This window comes from Janthinobacterium sp. MP5059B, from assembly GCF_001758645.1.
In the GTDB taxonomy this organism is placed as follows: Bacteria; Pseudomonadota; Gammaproteobacteria; order Burkholderiales; family Burkholderiaceae_D; genus Janthinobacterium; species Janthinobacterium lividum.
The window spans coordinates 700,628-718,786 of record NZ_LRHX01000016.1 but is presented as its reverse complement, the minus strand read 5'-3'; the positions used below and the strand labels follow the sequence as shown (position 1 = coordinate 718,786).

General features: G+C 65.2%; 15 protein-coding genes. 12 read left to right on the top strand and 3 right to left on the bottom strand.

The window, feature by feature from the left end:
- Positions 1 to 3 precede the first annotated feature (3 nt).
- Together hemL and JAB1_RS20310 are read right to left on the bottom strand one after the other, a co-directional pair.
- Positions 4 to 1,293, bottom strand: coding sequence for a glutamate-1-semialdehyde 2,1-aminomutase (gene hemL, locus JAB1_RS20315; protein ID WP_034780241.1), 1,290 nt, complete (start codon positions 1,291 to 1,293; stop codon positions 4 to 6).
- A 45-nt stretch (positions 1,294 to 1,338) separates the two neighbouring features.
- The gene (locus tag JAB1_RS20310; protein WP_254672176.1) at positions 1,339 to 2,157 is read right to left on the bottom strand and encodes a hydroxymethylpyrimidine/phosphomethylpyrimidine kinase; all 819 of its coding nucleotides are present in this window, start codon (positions 2,155 to 2,157) and stop codon (positions 1,339 to 1,341) included.
- Positions 2,158 to 2,292: 135 nt separating this feature from the next.
- Between JAB1_RS20310 and JAB1_RS20305 the strand changes: the two genes are divergently transcribed.
- The 7 genes from JAB1_RS20305 (at position 2,293) to JAB1_RS20275 (ending at position 12,233) form a co-directional block, all read left to right on the top strand.
- Positions 2,293 to 2,445, top strand: a complete 153-nt coding sequence (locus JAB1_RS20305) for a rubredoxin (RefSeq protein WP_034780237.1) — start codon at positions 2,293 to 2,295, stop codon at positions 2,443 to 2,445.
- Positions 2,446 to 2,530: 85 nt separating this feature from the next.
- Complete coding sequence (locus JAB1_RS20300) at positions 2,531 to 2,953, top strand: response regulator (RefSeq protein WP_070281548.1); 423 nt, start codon at positions 2,531 to 2,533, stop codon at positions 2,951 to 2,953.
- A 36-nt stretch (positions 2,954 to 2,989) separates the two neighbouring features.
- The gene (locus JAB1_RS20295) at positions 2,990 to 3,355 is read left to right on the top strand and encodes a response regulator (RefSeq protein WP_034780235.1); all 366 of its coding nucleotides are present in this window, start codon (positions 2,990 to 2,992) and stop codon (positions 3,353 to 3,355) included.
- A 59-nt stretch (positions 3,356 to 3,414) separates the two neighbouring features.
- A complete protein-coding gene (locus JAB1_RS20290) occupies positions 3,415 to 3,996 on the top strand; it encodes a chemotaxis protein CheW (RefSeq protein ID WP_070281860.1) in 582 nt (193 codons plus the stop codon).
- Entirely contained in the window at positions 3,996 to 6,233 is a 2,238-nt protein-coding gene (locus JAB1_RS20285; RefSeq protein WP_070281547.1) for a methyl-accepting chemotaxis protein, read from the top strand. The genes JAB1_RS20290 and JAB1_RS20285 overlap by 1 nt, the downstream gene beginning before the upstream one ends.
- Positions 6,234 to 6,273: 40 nt before the next feature.
- Positions 6,274 to 11,574 (top strand): Hpt domain-containing protein, encoded by a 5,301-nt coding sequence (locus JAB1_RS20280; RefSeq protein ID WP_070281546.1) that lies wholly within the window; start codon positions 6,274 to 6,276, stop codon positions 11,572 to 11,574.
- Positions 11,575 to 11,603: 29 nt separating this feature from the next.
- Complete coding sequence (locus JAB1_RS20275) at positions 11,604 to 12,233, top strand: hypothetical protein (protein WP_070281545.1); 630 nt, start codon at positions 11,604 to 11,606, stop codon at positions 12,231 to 12,233.
- Here the strand turns inward: JAB1_RS20275 and JAB1_RS20270 are convergent.
- Positions 12,226 to 13,689 (bottom strand): deoxyribodipyrimidine photo-lyase, encoded by a 1,464-nt coding sequence (locus tag JAB1_RS20270; RefSeq protein WP_070281544.1) that lies wholly within the window; start codon positions 13,687 to 13,689, stop codon positions 12,226 to 12,228. The two genes, JAB1_RS20275 and JAB1_RS20270, sit on opposite strands and share 8 nt — an antisense overlap.
- A gap of 442 nt (positions 13,690 to 14,131) precedes the next feature.
- On the opposite strand from JAB1_RS20270, the gene JAB1_RS20265 reads away from it, so the two are divergent.
- The 5 genes from JAB1_RS20265 to JAB1_RS20245 all read left to right on the top strand — a co-directional run bounded on the left by JAB1_RS20265 (position 14,132) and on the right by JAB1_RS20245 (position 18,131).
- Positions 14,132 to 14,734, top strand: coding sequence for a YqgE/AlgH family protein (locus tag JAB1_RS20265; protein ID WP_034746689.1), 603 nt, complete (start codon positions 14,132 to 14,134; stop codon positions 14,732 to 14,734).
- Positions 14,735 to 14,899: 165 nt separating this feature from the next.
- Complete coding sequence (ruvX, locus tag JAB1_RS20260) at positions 14,900 to 15,283, top strand: Holliday junction resolvase RuvX (RefSeq protein WP_070281859.1); 384 nt, start codon at positions 14,900 to 14,902, stop codon at positions 15,281 to 15,283.
- A gap of 39 nt (positions 15,284 to 15,322) precedes the next feature.
- Positions 15,323 to 15,847 carry a bifunctional pyr operon transcriptional regulator/uracil phosphoribosyltransferase PyrR gene (gene pyrR / locus JAB1_RS20255; protein WP_034780225.1) on the top strand — a complete coding sequence of 175 codons (525 nt, stop codon included), beginning with the start codon at positions 15,323 to 15,325 and terminating at the stop codon, positions 15,845 to 15,847.
- Positions 15,840 to 16,805, top strand: a complete 966-nt coding sequence (locus tag JAB1_RS20250; protein WP_034746695.1) for an aspartate carbamoyltransferase catalytic subunit — start codon at positions 15,840 to 15,842, stop codon at positions 16,803 to 16,805. The genes pyrR and JAB1_RS20250 overlap by 8 nt, the downstream gene beginning before the upstream one ends.
- 24 nt (positions 16,806 to 16,829) lie before the next feature.
- Positions 16,830 to 18,131: a dihydroorotase gene (locus JAB1_RS20245; RefSeq protein WP_070255919.1), complete on the top strand. Its 1,302-nt coding sequence runs from the start codon at positions 16,830 to 16,832 to the stop codon at positions 18,129 to 18,131.
- Positions 18,132 to 18,159: the final 28 nt, after the last annotated feature.

Genomic DNA, 18,159 nt, shown 5'->3' with positions numbered 1-18,159 from the left:
CGCTTATGCCAGTTTGGCAAAGACCTTGCGCGCGGCGGCGATGGTGGCGTCGATGACGGCGTCATCGTGCTGCGCCGAGACGAAGCCTGCCTCGAAGGCGGCGGGCGCGAAGTATACGCCTTCGTCCAGCATGGCGTGGAAGAAGGCGTTGAACTTGCTGCGGTCGCCCGCCATCATTTCCGCGTAGCTGGTCGGCGGGGTGGCGCTGAAATAGATGCCGAACATGCCGCCGATGTAGTCGGCGCAGAAGACCACGCCCGCTTCTTGCGCGGCGGCGGTCAGGCCTTCGGCCAGGCGCTTGGCCGTGGCGCCCAGCTGCTCGTAAAAGCCAGGCTGCTGGATCAGTTTCAAGGTGGCCATGCCGGCCGCCACGGCGACCGGGTTGCCGGACAGGGTGCCGGCCTGATAGACGGCGCCCAGCGGCGCCATGTTGTGCATCAGCGCCGCGCTGCCGCCGAAGGCCGCCACCGGCATGCCGCCGCCGATCACCTTGCCCAGCGCCGTGAGATCGGGCTTGATGCCGTACAGCGCCTGCGCGCCGCCCAGGGCCACGCGCAAGCCGCACATGACTTCATCGAAAATGAGCAGGGCGCCATGCTGCGTGCACAGTTCGCGCATCGCCTGCAGAAATTCCGGCGTGGCTTTCACCAGGTTCATGTTGCCGGCCACCGGTTCGACGATGACGCAGGCGATTTCCGCGCCGAAGCTGTCGAAGGCGTCTTTCAGCTGTTCCACGTTGTTATAGTCGAGCACCAGGGTGTGCTTGACGAAATCTTCCGGCACGCCGGCCGACGTCGGGTTGCCGAAGGTGAGCAGGCCGCTGCCAGCCTTCACCAGCAGCGAATCGGCGTGGCCGTGGTAGCAGCCTTCGAACTTGACGATCTTGTCGCGTCCCGTGGCGCCGCGCGCCAGGCGCAGGGCGCTCATGGTCGCTTCCGTGCCCGACGATACCAGGCGCACCTGTTCGATCGACGGCACCAGGCGCGTGATTTCCTCGGCCATCAGCACTTCGCCTTCCGTCGGCGCGCCGAACGACAGGCCCAGCGCGGCGGCATCCTGCACCGCCTTCACCACTTCCGGATGGGCGTGGCCGACGATGGCCGGGCCCCAGGAACCGATGTAGTCGATATAGCGCTTGCCGTCCGCGTCCCAGAAGTACGGGCCTTCGGCGCGCGTGATGAAGCGCGGCGTGCCGCCGACCGAGCGGAAGGCGCGCACGGGCGAATTGACGCCGCCTGGCGTGGTTTTTTGTGCGCGGGCAAACAGGATGTCGTTTTGTGAAGTCGTCGTCATGATAATCGTGCCTTGAAAGTGGATCGTTGTCTGTGTCGTCTGTGCTTATTGGGCGCCGCGCTGGCGCTGCTGCCGGAACAGGCGGTTCGGCACCAGCTTGCCCATGCCGTGGCGCTGCGCGTGGGCCAGGGTGCCGGCCGTGAATTCCTGCGCCGCCACGACCACCTGCGGCACATCGTCTTCATCGTTCGCCAGGGCCAGCAGGGCGGTGGCGGCGGCAGACAGGGTGCTGCCGGCGCCGTTGAAGATGCCGGGCAGGTGCTGCCATTCGTCGTGGCGCACCACGCCGTCTTCGCCGAACAGGGTGTTGGCGCGCAGCTTGCCTTCGGCCGTGCCGGACTTGCTGGCGTCGGCCGGCATGCCGGTGACGAGCACGTATTCGCAGCCCAGGGCGACCAGGTAGTCGACGTCGTTTTGCAGGGTGTCGTCCGGATCGGCGTCGCGCCAGGTCTCGGCCAGGCGCTCCAGTTCCACCGGCGAGAGCACCAGCAGGGTCGTTTGCGGGATCAGGAGCTGGCGCACGGCCGTCAGGATGTCTTCATCGTCCATGCCCTGTTCCGGCAGCGCCGAAATGAAGGGATCGAGGATCAGCGGCACGTTCGGATAGTCGGAGACGATTTCGGCGATGGCCGTGACGTTTTCCACGCTGCCCAGCGCGCCGATCTTGATGGCCGAGACGGACATGTCTTCCAGCAGCACGCGCGCCTGGTCGGAAACCCAGTCCGGGTCGACCGCCTGTACGTCTTCCACGCGCGCCGTATCGCTGATCAACAGGCCCGTGGTGACGGACAGACCATGGCAGCCGAAGGCTGAAAACGTGGCCAGGTCGGCCTGGATGCCGATCGCACCGACCGGATCGGACACGCCGAAGCTTAATATGAGGGGAGAAGTTTGGTTTTGCACGGCGGGTAGATTAAGATACCTAATTCAGCATTTTACTTGATTGAAGGGTGGCAGAACGTGAGTAGCAACGAAACAACGCAGCAATTCCAAACGTGGATGTGTCTTATTTGCGGCTGGGTTTATGATGAAGCGGCCGGCATGCCCGACGAAGACATCGCTCCGGGCACGCGTTGGGCCGATGTTCCGATGAACTGGACCTGTCCTGAATGCGGTGCGCGCAAGGATGATTTCGAGATGGTGGCGCTGTAATCAATCGAGATTCATGGGATGCCGCTGCCGCACGCAGGTATGGCGGCTGCCTGTGCTATGGTATGAAAGATTGTCGAATAATCACATGACGCGTCCCTTATTGCCCGAGGCGCCGCCCGATGCCGTGTGCGCCAGCGCCACGATACTCGTCATCGACGACAGCGCGACGATACGCAGCGCGGCCGCGAAGATCCTGGGCGAGGCCGGTTATCGCGTGGTGGTGGCGGAAAACGGCTTCGATGCCCTGGCCAAGATCGCCGACTGCCGGCCGGCGCTGATCGTGTGCGACATTGTGATGCCGCGCCTGGACGGCTACCGTACCTGCGCGCTGATCAAGGCCAGTGCGGCCTTCCACGCCACGCCGGTGCTGATGCTGTCGTCGAAGGAAGGCTTGTTCGACCGCGCGCGCGGGGCCATGGCGGGCGCCAGCGCCTGCCTGGCCAAGCCGCTGGCGCGCGAGGCGTTGCTGGAGGCCGTGCGGTTGCACCTGGCCGGGCATTTTGAATAAGTGTTTTTATTGATTGACAACGCAGCAAGGAAGCAGATGGCCATACACACAATTCTGATCGTCGACGACTCGCCGACAGAACGCTATTACCTGAGCGAGATGCTGGTGCGTGCCGGTTATGCCGTCCTCACGGCGCAGGATGGCGCCGACGCGCTGGCGCAACTCAAGCAGGCCAGGCCCGACCTGATCCTGATGGACGTGGTGATGCCCGGTGCGAATGGCTTCCAGATCACGCGCGCGATTGCGCGCGATCCCGAACTGCAGGACGTGCCGGTGATTATCTGCTCCAGCAAGAGCCAGGAAACGGATCGCATCTGGGGCTTGCGCCAGGGCGCGCGCGATTACCTGGTCAAGCCGGTGGTCGAAGCCGAGCTGCTGGCCAAGATCGCCGCGATTTCCTGAGAATGCACACGATGCCAGGTCACGGCGTGTCCACAGCGGCCCTTTCGCCTGCCGCTGCCATGCCATCTTTCGAGACGGGCGCGCGGCAGGGGCGCTTACGCCAGTATCAGCTGCAATTGATCGAGCGGATACAGGCCGCGCGCAGCGGCGCACTGGCAGCGCGCAAGGAACTGGGTGTGATGCTCGGTGGCCGGCCGTGCCTGCTCGACCTGACGCAGCTGGGCGAAATCGTCATTGCTTCCGGCGTGCAGATCCAGGGCGTGCCGCTGGCGCAGGACTGGTACCTGGGCCTGGCGGCCATGCGCGGACGCCTGACGGCGGTCGTCGACCTGGCCCGCTACATGGGCGAGCCGGCTTGCGTGTCGGGCAATCACTGCCGCATCATCACGTTTTCTCCCCGTCTGGGCCTCAATTGCGCATTGCTGGTCGAACGCGTACTGGGCTTGCGCCAGTTGCGCGCGATGCAATCCGTGCGCGTTCACGATGCGGTGCAGGGTGTGCTCCCATCGTGGGCGGCGCAGGCGCTGCGCGACAGCGAAGGGCAGCAGTGGCTGCGCCTGGACCTGGCGCAGCTGGCGCAATCGGAACGCTTCCTCGATGCCGGCTTTGACGGCTACCCCGACCACAAGGATATTTGCTGATGGGCGCCAATTCCCCCATTCTGGCGGCCGGCATGCCCGAAGCGCAGCACGCTGCGGACGCGCCGGCATCGGCGGCAGACCTGCCGCTGCGCCTGCGCGACGCGCTGGGACGGCGCAAGTCGCTGGCCAGCGCGCCGGTCAGCGACTTGAGGCTGCCGCTGATCGGCCATTTTCCGCTGCAAAAGCAGCTGAGCATCCTGTCGACGCTGATGGCCCTGAGCCTGGCCGCCAGCCTGCTGTTCGTGGGGCTGAACACGCGCAGCGGCAATATCGCCTCGGCACAAACGCAGCTGGCCAGCGATGCGCTGATGCATTCGCAGCGCATCGGCAAGGCCGCGCCCAACGCCGTGCAAGGCAATCCGGAAGCCTTCCGCCAGCTCGAGGAAAGCCGCAATGAACTGAACCAGGATTTCCGCCTGATGCTGCGCGGCGGGACGTATCACGGCCGCGATATCGGCGAGTCGCGTGCCGCCCTGCTGGCGGCGGTGGCCGACGCGCGCAAGAAGTGGGCCAGCAGCGACCGCGCGGCCAGCACCATCTTGCGCCTGAAGCCGGAGCTGGGCGAATTCGACAAGACCTTGCAGCAATTGAATGGGCTGTCGCCGGCGCTGCTGGCGCAGACCGAGGAAATCGCGGCCCTGAAGGTGCAGCGTGGCGGCAATGCGCGCGACCTGGCCGTCATCGGCCGCCTGATGATGCTGAGCCAGCGCATGAGCCGCAGCGCCAGCGAATTCCTGTCATCGGGCAGCATCAGCTCGGAAACGGCATTTTCGCTGGGGCGCGACACGACGTATTTCCGCACCGCCGTGGAAGGCTTGCTCAATGGCAGCGTGTCGCTGCAATTGGCGCCCACGCGCGACGCCGAACTGCGCGACCGCCTGGTGGCGTTGAAAGCCAGTTTCGACACGTACCAGAAGCTGGTGTCGTCGATACTCGACCGGCTCGACAAATTCAGTTCGGCGAAAAGCGCCGAACAGCTGATCTTCAACGAGAACGAAGACCTGCGCCAGCGTTTGACCCTGCTGCAGCAGATGTATCACGTGAACCAGGAAACCCTGGGCATCGCCTTCTGGATGATGGTCGGCGGCGTGTTGCTGACCCTGATCGCGGCGGCCGGCATCGGCCGCGTGCTGCTGCAGGACTCCGTCAACCGCACGCGCGACGCCGAGCGGCGGCGCCAGGAAGCGGAAATCCTGCGGCTCCAGTCGCAGGGAAAAGAGGAAGAGGCGAAGGCCAGGAATGAGCAGAACCAGGCGGCCATCCTGCGCCTGATGAATGAATTGCAGAAGGTCGCCGATGGCGACCTGACGGTGCAGGCGACCGTGTCGGAAGACATCACGGGCGCCATCGCCGATTCCGTCAACTATACGGTGGAGGAATTGCGCGGCCTGGTGGGGAGGGTGACGGCGACGGCCGAACAGGTCAATCGCGCCTCGACGCAGGCGCAAAGCATTTCCAGCAAGCTGCTGATCGCGTCGCAGCAGCAGTCGCGCGAAATCCAGGGCGTCAGCGCCACCGTGGTCAAGATGGCCAATGCGATTACCGACGTGTCAAAGTCGGCCAGCGTCTCGGCCGACGTGGCGCGCCAGTCGGTGGCGGCCGCGCAGCAGGGTTCGACGGCGGTGGAAAACGCCATCAAGGGCATGCATGAAATCCGCGAGCAGATCCAGGATACGTCCAAGCGCATCAAGCGCCTGGGCGAATCGTCGCAGGAAATCGGCGAGATCACCGAGCTCATTTCCGACATCACCGAGCAGACCAATGTGCTGGCGCTGAACGCCGCCATCCAGGCCGCATCGGCCGGCGAGGCGGGGCGCGGCTTTTCCGTCGTGGCCGAGGAAGTGCAGCGCCTGGCCGAACGCTCGGCCGCCGCCGCCAAGCAGATCGGCGCGCTGGTGCGCACCATCCAGGCCGATACCCAGGATGCGACGCGGGCGATGGAAACGTCCACGCAGGGCGTGGTCGAGGGCGCGCGCCTGTCGGACGCGGCCGGCGCAGCCTTGAACGACATCAGCCAGGTGTCGAAACACCTGGCAGAGCTGATCCAGGGCATCTCGTTCGCCACCGGCACGCAGGCCGGTTCGGCCAGCGGCGTGGCCTTGAATATCCAGCATATCCTGAGCGTGACGGAGCAGACCCAGGATGGCACGCAGCAAACGGCGCAATCGATCCATAAACTGTCGATGCTGGCGCAGGAACTGAAAAATTCGGTGTCGCGCTTCCGCGTCGCCGCCTGAACGCCGCGCCAGTCCAGGCGATTTCCTTACCGAGGCATGCATGAGCACACCTGATAGTCCACAGCAGTCCAAGCCGTTCGACAGCGAACCTTTGTCGTGGGTGATGGTGGAAATCCGCGAAGCGCTGGGCCGCTCGAAAACGGCCCTGTTCGAGGCGGGTGGCCGCGAGCGCGAGGAACGCGCCACGGCCCTGCAGCATGCACGCTCGCATCTGCACCAGGCGCATGGCGCGCTGGTGATGGTGGACGTGGCCGGCGCCAGCCTGCTGACGGACGGCGCGGAACAGGCGCTGGCGCGCTTTCGCGACGGCAGCCTCGAATACACGCTGGACCATGCGCAAGTCGTCGCCGAACTGTATCAGGCCCTGATCGAATACCTGGAGGATCTGGTGGCCGGCACGCCGCCGCAGCCGACGCGTTTGTTTCCCTACTACCGCGACCTGCAAGCCATGCTGGGCGCCGAGCGTATACACCCGGCCGACCTGTTCTTTCCGCCAGCATCGATGCTGGAAGGGCATGCCATCGCGCTGGCGCAGGCGCCCCCGGTGGCCGATTATCCGGCATGGCGCGGACGCTTTGAAAAGTCCCTGTTGCCCTTCCTGAAGGCGCAGGATGACGCGGCGCGGCGCCAGCATGCCAGCGACTTGCACGCCACCTTGACCCTGGTGGCCGACGCGCAGCAGGAAGCGCCGGCGCGCACCTTCTGGTTCGCCATGCAGGCCTTTGCCGGGCTGGCGGCCAGCGGCGAGGGCATGGGCACGCTCAATGTCAAACAGTTGTTCGGCCTGATCAACCTGCAATTGCGCCGCCTGGCGCAGGGCACGGCCAGCCTGCCCGAATCGATGCTGCGCGACGCCCTGTTCTTCATCGCGGCCGCCACCGAGCCGACGCCGGAGGCACGCCAGCTGCGCGCCGCCTTCGCCCTGGAGGGGCAGGTTCCCGCCGACGTGGAAACGCGGCGCTACGGCCAGGTTGACCAGGATGCCTTGCAAGGCGCCCGCATGGCCCTGGCGCAGGCGCGCGCCAGCTGGAGCCGCCTGGCGCAAGCCGACCTCGATCCCGCCCTGGGCACGGATTTCGAAGAGTCGCTGCAACAGGTGGCCGCGCATGTGGAGTCCTTGAAGCAGCCGGCCCTGGCCAGCCTGCTGCGCGAATGCGCGGCCGTGGCGCGGCAAGCCGTGGCCAGCGGGCGCAGCGCGGCCCTGGAAAATGAAATCGGCATGGCGCTGCTGTTTGCCGACACGGGGCTGGAGCAGCTGCGCCGCCTGCCCGACGATTTTGCCGGCAATGCGGAAACCATCGCCGCGCGCCTGCAGGCATTGCTGGCTGGCGAAGCGCCGCCGCCCGTCACGGCGGGCGAGATGTCGCGCCAGATCGAACAGGGCCAGACGGTAGCCGCGCTGGCCGAGGAAATGAAGACGGGCCTGCGCCAGGTGGAAAAGGCGCTCAACGCGTATTACGCGGATACGTTGCGGCCGGCGGGGGCACTTGATGGCGTCGCGCCCGTGCTGGGCCAGTTGCAGCAGCAACTGGCGGGGCTGGGACAGGAAGACGCGCGCGCCGCCGTGCTGCAGGTCGACGCGGCCGTGCGGCAGCTGGCCGGTAGCGGTGCCAATGCGGAGGCACTCGACGAGATCGCGCAAAATGTCAGCGCGCTGGGCTTTTTTGTCGATATGCTGGGCCGCAATGCGCAGGCGGCCAGCGGGCGTTTCCATTTCGATGCTGCCGCCGGCACCTTCCGCGCCCTGCCATTTGAGAAAGTCGCCGCCGCCGGTGCCGTACCGGTGCCCTTGCTCGACCAGACCCTGGCGCCCGCCGCGCCTGCCGGCATGGATGCCGCGCCCGCCGTGACCGACGTCGATGCGGAGATGCTCGACATCTTCCTGGCCGAAGCGCGCGAAGTGCTGGCCTTTATCGACACCACTCTGGCCCTGCCGCGAGAGCAGGCCGCCAGCGGCGACCACCTGGCCATGCTGCGCCGCTCGTTCCATACCCTGAAAGGCAGCAGCCGCATGATCGGCCTGGCGCAGTTTGCCGAAGCGGCCGGCGCCATCGAACGCGTCATGAATACCTGGCTGGCCGAGGCGCGCCCCGTCAGCGACGATCTGTTTACCTTGCTGAATTACGGCTGGTACCAGCTCAGCGAATGGGTGGCCGAACTGGAAGGCGGAGCGGGACGCGAGCGCGAGGCCGGCATGCTGCTGATGGCGGCCGAGCGCGTGCGCGAAGGCGGCCCGTTCGAATTGCGCAAGCCGCGCCCGGCCGCGCCCGTGGCCAGCAATGGCAATGTGATCGGACTTCCCCTGGCCACGGCGCCCACGCTGCACGAAGCGCCGGACGATCACCTCAAGCACGTGGGCGAACTGCGCATCAGCCTTCCCTTGTACAACATCTACCTGGCCGAGACGGATGAATTGCTGCGCGTGCTTACGCGCGACTTCGGCGAGTGGCGCCATGAACAGCGCGCCGTCAGCGCGGAGGCGCTGCAAGCCGTGCATACGCTGGCGGGAACCTCGGGCACGGTGGGTTTCCAGTCCCTGCGCGACCTGGCGCACGCGCTTGAAACGGTGATTGAAACGGTGGTGCCGCCGCTGGCCGGCCTGCGCGCCGAACAGCACGACGTGCTGGAACAGGCCACGCAGCGCATCGGGCAAATGCTGCAGGCGTTCGCGCTGGGCGACCTGGCGCCAACGCAGCCGGACATGATCGAAGCGCTCAACACCCTGTGGCGCGCCCTGACGGCGCCGCCCGGCGAGAGCCAGGAAGACCGGCTCGACGCCCTGTTTGCGGCCGCCTACGCCAGCATCGTCGGCGCGCCGGCGCAGCCTGCCGAACCGCTTGCCGACGCGCCGGCCGACGCATTGGCCGAGATTCCTGTACCCCAGCTCGAGACCCTGTTCGAGGCAACGTATGCGAGCATCGTCGCCGACGCGCTGCAGCCGGCTGCTGCCGAAGTGCCGCCACCGTCGCCGATGCAGGACAGCGGCATCGGCGACGACCTGTTCGACGCCGGTTTCGAGCACGCGCCGCCATTGGAGCACGCGGCGCCGGAAGCGCCGGCGCCCGCCATCATGCCGGCCGACGCGGCCGCGCTGCTGGCGGCGAGCGCCGGTATCAGCGATGAACTCGACCTCGATTTATTGTCGGTCTTCCTGGAAGAGGGCGCCGACCTGTTGCCGCAGATCGGCGAGGCACTGCGCAGCTGGCAGCAGCAGCCGCACGACAGCGGCCAGGCGCAGATGCTGCTGCGCACCCTGCATACGGTCAAGGGCAGCGCCCGTATGGCCGGTGCCATGCGCCTGGGCCAGCATGCGCATGAAATCGAGACGCATATCGAAAACATGCTGCATGCGGGTACCGCCACGCCGCAGGCCTTCGAGGAATTGCTGGCCCACTACGACCATGCGCTGCACCTGTTCGAACAGTTGCAGCAGCCCTTGCTGCCCTTGCCGGGCATGGAAGACACGCCGGCCGCCGAACCGAAGGCGGCCCTGGTGCGCGTGCGCGCCGATATCCTCGACCGCCTGGTGAACCAGGCTGGCGAAGTGTCGATCACGCGCTCCAAGATGGAGAATGAAGTCGGCGTGCTGGGCGCTTCGCTGGCCGAGTTTTCCGACAACCTGGCGCGCTTGCGGCGCCAGCTGCGCGAAGTGGAAATGCAGGCCGAATCGCAGATCGCCTCGCGCATGGCCGTCGGCAGCGAGCGCGATTTCGACCCGCTCGAATTCGACCGCTTTACGCGCTTGCAGGAACTCACGCGCATGATGGCCGAAAGCGTCAACGACGTGGCCTCGTTCCACGAAAACCTCAGCCACAGCGTCGATGCGGTAACGGACGACCTGGTGCTGCAGGCACGGCTGACGCGCGAGCTGCAGCGCGACCTGATGCAGATCCGCATGGTGCCGTTTGCCAGCATCGCCGAACGGCTGTTCCGCGTGGCGCGGCAAAGCGCCAAGGAAGTCGACAAACGCGTCAACCTCGATATCCGCGGCGGCGGCGTGGAAATCGACCGCAGCGTACTGGAACGCATGGCGGCGCCCTTCGAACACCTGCTGCGCAACGCCATCGTGCACGGCGTCGAGCCGCGCGACGCGCGCCTGTCCGCGGGCAAGAGCGAAACGGGCGAGCTGCTGGTGCAGGTCAGCCAGCAGGGCAATGAAGTGGCGATCGCCTTTTCCGACGATGGCGCGGGGCTGGACCTGGAACGCATCCGCGCTAAGGCGCACAGCGCCGGCCTGGTGGCGACGGATGCGCCATTGACCGACGCACAGGCGGCCGAGCTGATTTTCACGCCCGGCTTTTCCACCGCCGACAGCCTGACGGAACTGGCCGGGCGCGGTTTTGGCATGGACATCGTGCGATCCGAAGCGCTGGCCCTGGGCGGGCGCGTGGAAACGCTGACGCAGGCGGGCCTGGGCATGCGCTTCACCATCCACCTGCCGCTGACCCTGGCCGTCACGCAAGTGGTGCTGCTGGCGGCCAGCGGCAAGACGTATGCCCTGCCATCGGTGCTGGTGGAGCAGGTGCTGCACCTGAAAGGCGAACAGCTGGAGCAGGTGCGGGCGGCCGGGCGCATCGAGTCGCACGGGCAGTCGCTGGCGCTGCACCACCTGTCGGCCATGCTGGGCGAGACGCCGGCGGCGCAGGCCACGCAGCGCTATGCGCCCGTGCTGTTGCTGAGGAATGGCAATGACAGGCTGGCCTTGCAGGTCGATGACGTGGTGGGCAACCGCGAAGTCGTAGTCAAGCACGTGGGCCCGCAGCTGGCGCGCATGCCGGGCATCGCCGGCGCCACGGTGCTGGGCACGGGCGACATCGTGCTGATCCTTAATCCGGTGGCGCTGGCACAGCATCTGGGGCACCATCCGGAACTGTTGTCGCAGTATGCGCTGGCGAGCAGCGAGCAGCATGCCGCTTCCAGCGCGCTGGCCGTGCCTGCCGTGCGCGTGATGGTGGTCGACGATTCGCTGACGGTGCGCCGCGTGATGCAGCGCCTGTTCGAGCGCGAAGGCTACCAGGTGCTGCTGGCCAAGGATGGCGTCGATGCGCTGGAACAGCTGCATGCGCTGGAGCCGGCTGCCATGCCGGCCCTGCTGCTGGTCGACGTGGAAATGCCGCGCATGGATGGTTTTGATTTGACGCGCAATGTGCGCAGCGACGACAAGACGCGCGCCATCCCCGTCATCATGATTACCTCGCGCAGCGCCGACAAGCACCGCGCGCATGCGTTCGAGCTGGGCGTGAATGCGTATTTCGGCAAGCCGTTCCAGGAAGAGGAATTGCTGGCGGAAGTGCAGCGCCTGCAAACGGAGGCTGGTGCCGAAACACCGCGGCAGCCATAACAGGCGTGCATCGCCAAATCAGGAAAACAATGAGCCTTCACGCCAAACTGAAAAAACTCGAAGACAAAGCCATGGCCAAAGGTGAGCATGCGGTCGCCGCGGCCGTCGCCCATCTGTTGCAGGATATCGACTCCATCGACAGGCAAATCAACCTCGTCGGGGCGTTGCATGAAGTGGGCTATCTGCAGAACTCGCTGAAGCCCTACTGGAATGCGTTCAGGGCCGATGAGCCGGCATGGATAGTACGCTGTCTGGCAAGGCTGCTCATTGCCGATCATGACTATTGGGCACTCGCCGCGCTGCTGGGGTGCGATGGTCCGGCCACCATCGGCATCGCCATGGGCAAGGGGTTCAAATCCGCCGCGACGAGGCAGTACGAACGTTTTGACAAACCCGCTGTCCATGTCGATACCCTGTATTTGTCAGGCATGGGCAAGGTGCTGCACCCCATACTGGAAGTCGGCTATGACACGCGCGAAATGATCAATGTGGATATGGGAAGGGCGCGGGCACTGAGCCTTGACAATGCGCAATGGCAGTCCGGCGACAAGCTGGGGACGGGCGGACTATCCCTTTCCATGCAGGCGAAACTTCCGCACGGCGCCTGGCGGTCGGTGTGGACGCCGTTCACCGCACAGGAAGCCGGTGGTCCTACTTGACCACTTTGACCACTTCATAACGCTCCAGGGTCTCCTTGCGCGCCTCGTCGTGCTGCACCAGCGGTTCCGGATAATCGCGCCCCAGCATGATGTTTTTTTGCTCGAGCAGCATGCGCGGCACCAGCCAGGGGGCGTGGATTTCCTTGTCGCCCAGCGCCTTCAGCTGCGGCAGGTAGCGGCGGATGAAGCGCCCGCTGGCATCGAATTTTTCCGACTGCGTGACGGGGTTGAAGATGCGGAAGTAGGGCTGCGCATCGCAGCCGGACGACGAGGCCCATTGCCAGCCGCCGTTGTTCGAGGCCAGGTCGAAGTCATTCAGGTGCAGCGCGAAATACGCTTCGCCGCGGCGCCAGTCGATGCCCAGATCCTTGATCAGAAAGCAGGCCGTGACCATGCGCAGGCGGTTGTGCATGTAGCCCGTCTGGTTCAGCTGCGCCATCGCCGCGTCCACCAGCGGATAGCCGGTGCGTCCCTCGCACCAGGCGGCAAACAAGGCATCGGCCTCGGGTCCCGTTTCCCAGGCGATGGCGTCGTAGGCGGGTTTGAAGGCGCCGCCTTCCACATGCGGGTTCTGGTACAAAATCATGGCATAGAAATCGCGCCAGATCAGTTCCGCCAGCCACACGGGCGCGCCATCGCCGCCACCGCCACGGTCCATCAGGTCGACCACGGTGCGCACCAGATAGCGCAGCGATACGGTGCCGAAGCGCAGATGCATGGACAGGTAGGATGGCCCCTTCAGGGCGGGAAAATCGCGCGCCACGTCATAGCGGGCCACGCGCGGCAGGAAATCCTCGAACAGTTGACTGGCGCCCGCCATGCCGGTGGGGATGGCCAGATCGGCCAGGTTGCTGGCCTCGAAACCCAGTTCGCCCAGGGTGGGCAGCGGCGCCGGCGTGCCGGCGCGCGGCGGCGCCAGGCTGGCCGCATGCGGCTCGATATCGAACGGCGCCAGGCAGGCGGGTTCGGCGCGCATTTTCTTCAGCCACGCATTCTTGTACGGCGTGTAGACGGTATACGGCTTGGCCGAGAGCGTCAGCACCTCGTCCTTTTCAAAGATGACCTGGTCCTTGAAACTGAACCACAGGCGCGCGTCGCGCGTGAGCGCGGCGGCCACGCCGGCATCGCGCGCGATCGCTTGCGGCTCGTAGTCGTGGTTGGCAAAAACGGCGTCGGCGTTCAACTCGGCGGCCAGGCGCGGGATGGTCTCGGCCGCGTCCGCGTGCAGCACGATCAGGTCGCCGCCCAACTGGCGCAGCTCGCTGGCGAGCTCGGCCACGCTGGCATGGATGAAGTCGACCCGCCGGTCGCGGCGCGGCAGCGTTGCCAGGATGGCGGTGTCGTACACGAAGACGCAATGCACGGCCTGGCTCTGGCGCAGGGCGTGATGCAGTGCAGCATGGTCAAACGCGCGCAGATCGCGCCGGAACCACACCAGGGAAGTCTTGATTGTCATTATTTCGCGTGTTCAGGGTCAAAGATAGGCGATTTTTTGCCGCCAACAGGGCTTTATGGCCGCTCGCGTCGTGCCTTTGGCGTCGCTGCGGCGGCAATTCAGTGTAAACTACCGGGTATGTTCATGGTGCTTTATGTGCGACAGCGATTTTGCAATCAATTTTACAATTGGCATTGAAATGCGCTTGCAGGGAAAGCGACGTTTCCTATCAAGCAAGTCACTCAGCGTGCAGGATGTTGCCGCATGGCACAGCGAATTGATAACTAATTTATAACATAACAAGAATAGCGCCTGGCAACACGGTTCCCGCCGCCCAGCATTCGCGGCAGGATGTGCCAGGCGTACGATAGCGGGGTAAGCGAGACTTGCCAGCAAGCCCACAGAGAGAGCATCGCGTATGAAAAAGAGTAAAATCGACCAGACTCTACCAGGACATCGTCTGATGCAGGGTGTGGGAGAGCCGGCCGCGACCGGTTCCTCCACCCTGAATCTGGCCAACCATTTCCTGATTGCGATGCCGGCCATGCAAGATCCGATCTTCGGCGGCACGGTCGTGTACGTGTGTGAACATAATGAAAACGGCGTGCTGGGTGTCGTCATCAACAAGCCCACCGACATGACCATGGAAGTGCTGTTCGACCGCATCGACCTGAAACTGGCGGCCGGCAGCGACACGCCCATCATCAACGAACCGATCATGTTCGGCGGCCCCGTGCAGGATGACCGCGGCTTCGTGCTGCACACGCCGGGCGCGCGCTATTCCTCGTCGCTGACGGTGACCGATGAAGTGGCGTTTACCACGTCGATCGACGTGCTCGAAGCCGTCGCCAAGGGCGATGGCCCCGAGCGCATGCTGGTCTCGATCGGCTATTCGGGCTGGAGCCCGGGCCAGCTGGAAGACGAGATCGGCCGCAACGGCTGGCTGACGGTAGGCGCCTCGGCCGACATCCTGTTCGATTTCCCCATCGAGCAGCGCTACGTGGCGGCCATCAAGTTGCTGGGCATCGACCCCCTCATGCTGGCGAGCGAGGCCGGACACGCATGAGGTGGATGCCATCAACCTACTGCGCAGCCCACTTTCGGGCATCCGTTGCTCGCTGTACCTTCGTACAGCTCCGCTACTCAACCCGACATTGAGCTTGCTCGCTACGGTTTCTGGCACCACCTATGTTGATCTTTATTATGGAAAAATGCTGTGACGAGTGACGCCATCGACACCATCCTCGCCTTCGATTTCGGCTTGAAGCGCATCGGCGTGGCCATCGGCAATACCATGATTTGCCAGGCCAAGCCGCTCAGCGTGATCACGGCCACGGCGAACGAGCCGAAATTTTCCGCCATCGATAGCCTGATCAAGGAGTGGGGCGCCAGCCGCATCGTGGTGGGCTTGCCCAGCCATCCCGATGGCACGGAACACGAGATGAGCGCGCGCTGCCGCCGTTTCGCCAACCAGGTGCATGGCCGCTTCAACCTGCCGGTGGAACTGGTCGATGAGCGTTACTCCTCGGCCGTCATCGCCGCCAAGCGCGGTGAAGTCATCGACGACCGCGCCGCCGCCATCATCCTGCAACAGTATTTCGACGCGAATTATTAATCTGACCCTAGACTTCCTCCCTGAATGATCAAGAACTCTATGCCGCATCCTACGAATCCTTCCCAACTCGACGCCGAGGCCCTGTACGCGGTCTTGCTGCAGCAAGTGCAGAGCGGCCTGGCGGGCATCCCCAACGTGGCCATCGTCGGCATCCATTCGGGCGGTGCCTGGCTGGCCGAACGCCTGGCGCGCGACCTGAACCTGCTCGACCGCCTGGGTGTGCTCGATGTCTCGTTCTACCGCGACGACTTTGCGCAGAAGGGCCTGCATGCGGACGTCAAGCCGACGCAGATCAGTTTTGACGTGGCTGGCGCCACCATCCTGCTGGTCGACGACGTGCTGTACACGGGCCGCACCACGCGCGCGGCCATCAACGAATTGTTCGACTATGGCCGTCCGGCGAAGATCATGCTGGCCGCCCTGGTCGACCGCGGCGAGCGCCAGTTGCCGGTGGCCGCCGATTTCGTGGCCGCCTTCACAGCCGTGCCGCCGGGCCAGGCCCTGGTCCTGAAGCAAGCCGACGATGGAAAATTCACGCTCACCATAGATACCCACCATGCTTAATCCGCAACTGAATAAACACGGCGAACTGCAACATCTGCTGACGATTGAAGGCTTGCCGAAGTCTATCGTCAACCACATCCTCGATACCGCTTCCTCGTTCGTCGGCATCTCCGACCGCGATGTGAAAAAGGTGCCGCTGATGCGCGGCAAGAGCGTTTTCAACCTGTTCTTTGAAAACTCCACGCGCACCCGCACCACCTTCGAGATCGCCTCGAAGCGGCTGTCGGCCGACGTCATCAACCTGAACATCCAGGCGTCGTCGGCCAGCAAGGGCGAGTCCCTGCTCGACACCATCGACAACCTGTCGGCCATGCATGCCGACATGTTCGTCGTACGCCACGCGCAGTCGGGCGCGCCCTACCTGATCGCCAAGCACCTGATCGACACCAAGCAGCCGCACGTCCACGTTGTCAACGCGGGCGACGGACGCCATGCGCACCCGACCCAGGGCTTGCTCGACATGTACACGATCCGCCACTACAAGAAGGATTTCACGAATCTGACGGTGGCCATCGTGGGCGACATCCTGCACAGCCGCGTGGCCCGTTCCGACATCCACGCGCTGACCACGCTGGGCGTGCCGGAAGTGCGCGCCATCGGCCCGCACACCCTGCTGCCGGGCGGCCTGGAGCAGATGGGCGTGCGCACCTTCACCAACATGGATGAAGGCCTCAAGGGCGTCGACGTGATCATCATGCTGCGCCTGCAAAATGAACGCATGAGCGGCGCGCTGCTGCCATCGGCGCAGGAATACTTCAAGAGCTATGGCTTGACGCCCGAGCGCCTGGCGCTGGCGAAACCGGACGCCATCGTCATGCATCCGGGCCCGATGAACCGTGGCGTGGAAATCGATTCGGCCGTGGCCGACGGTCCGCAGGCGGTGATCCTGCCGCAGGTGACCTTCGGTATCGCCGTGCGCATGGCGGTGATGAGTATTTTGGCTGGTAATCAGGGCTGATAGCCCAAGGACGAGTAAGCGAGCATGACGACACTACATATCAAGAACGGCCACCTGATCGACCCTGCCAACGGCATCGATGGCTTGCAAGACCTGTTTATCGCCGACGGCAAGGTGCTGGCCGTGGGCAGCGCCCCGGCCGGTTTCAAGGCCGACACCACGTTTGACGCGGCCGGCCTGGTGGTTTCCCCCGGCCTGGTCGACCTGTCCGCGCGCCTGCGCGAGCCGGGCTACGAATACAAGGCGACCCTGGAATCGGAATTGCAGGCGGCTCTCCAAGGCGGCGTCACGAGCCTGGTATGCCCGCCTGACACCGACCCCGTGCTGGACGAGCCGGGCCTGGTGGAAATGCTGAAATACCGCGCCAAGACGCAGAACAAGGCCCACGTGCATCCGCTGGGCGCGCTGACCATGGGCTTGAAGGGCAAGTCGCTGACGGAAATGGCGGAACTGACGGAAGCGGGCTGCATCGGCTTCGCGCAAGCGGAAGAACCGATCGAAGACACCACCGTGCTGCTGCGCGCGATGCAGTACGCGAACACCTTCGGCTACACCGTCTGGCTGCGTCCGCAGGACCCGCATATCGGCCGCGGCGGCATCGCCCACAGCGGCCCGCTGGCGTCGCGCCTGGGGCTGTCGGGCGTGCCCGTGATGTCCGAAACCATCGCCCTGCACACGATTTTCGAATTGATGCGCGCCAGCCGCGCGCGCGTGCACCTGTGCCGCATCTCGTCGGCGGCCGGCCTGGAACTGATCCGTGCGGCCAAGGCCGAAGGCTTGCCCGTCACCTGCGACGTGGGCGTGCACCATGTGCACCTGACGGACGCCGATATCGGCTTCTTCGACCCGAATGCGCGCGTCACGCCGCCGTTCCGCAGCCAGCGCGACCGCGATGCGATCCGCGCCGGCCTGTTTGACGGCACGGTCGACGCCATGTGCTCGGACCATACGCCGGTCGATGACGATGAAAAACTGCTGCCGTTCGGCGAAGCGTCGCCCGGTGCCACGGGGCTGGAGCTGCTGCTGTCGCTGGCCTTGAAATGGGCCGACGACTATGCGCTGGCGCAGCCGCAAGCGGGCGCCCGTCCGCTGGCGCGCGCCGTGGCCAAGGTCACGGCCGACGCGGCCCGTGTCGCCGGCATCCCGGCCGGCAGCCTGGCCGTGGGCGAAGCGGCCGACATCTGCGTCTTCGATCCCGCCGCGCGCTGGACCGTGTCGTCGGCGTCGCTGGCCAGCCAGGGCAAGCACACGCCTTTCCTCGGCTATGAGCTGAGCGGCATCGTCAAGGCGACCATCGTTGCCGGACAGGTGGCGTTTCAGCGTTAAAAAATCAGATCCATGGACCGGGGCGCGC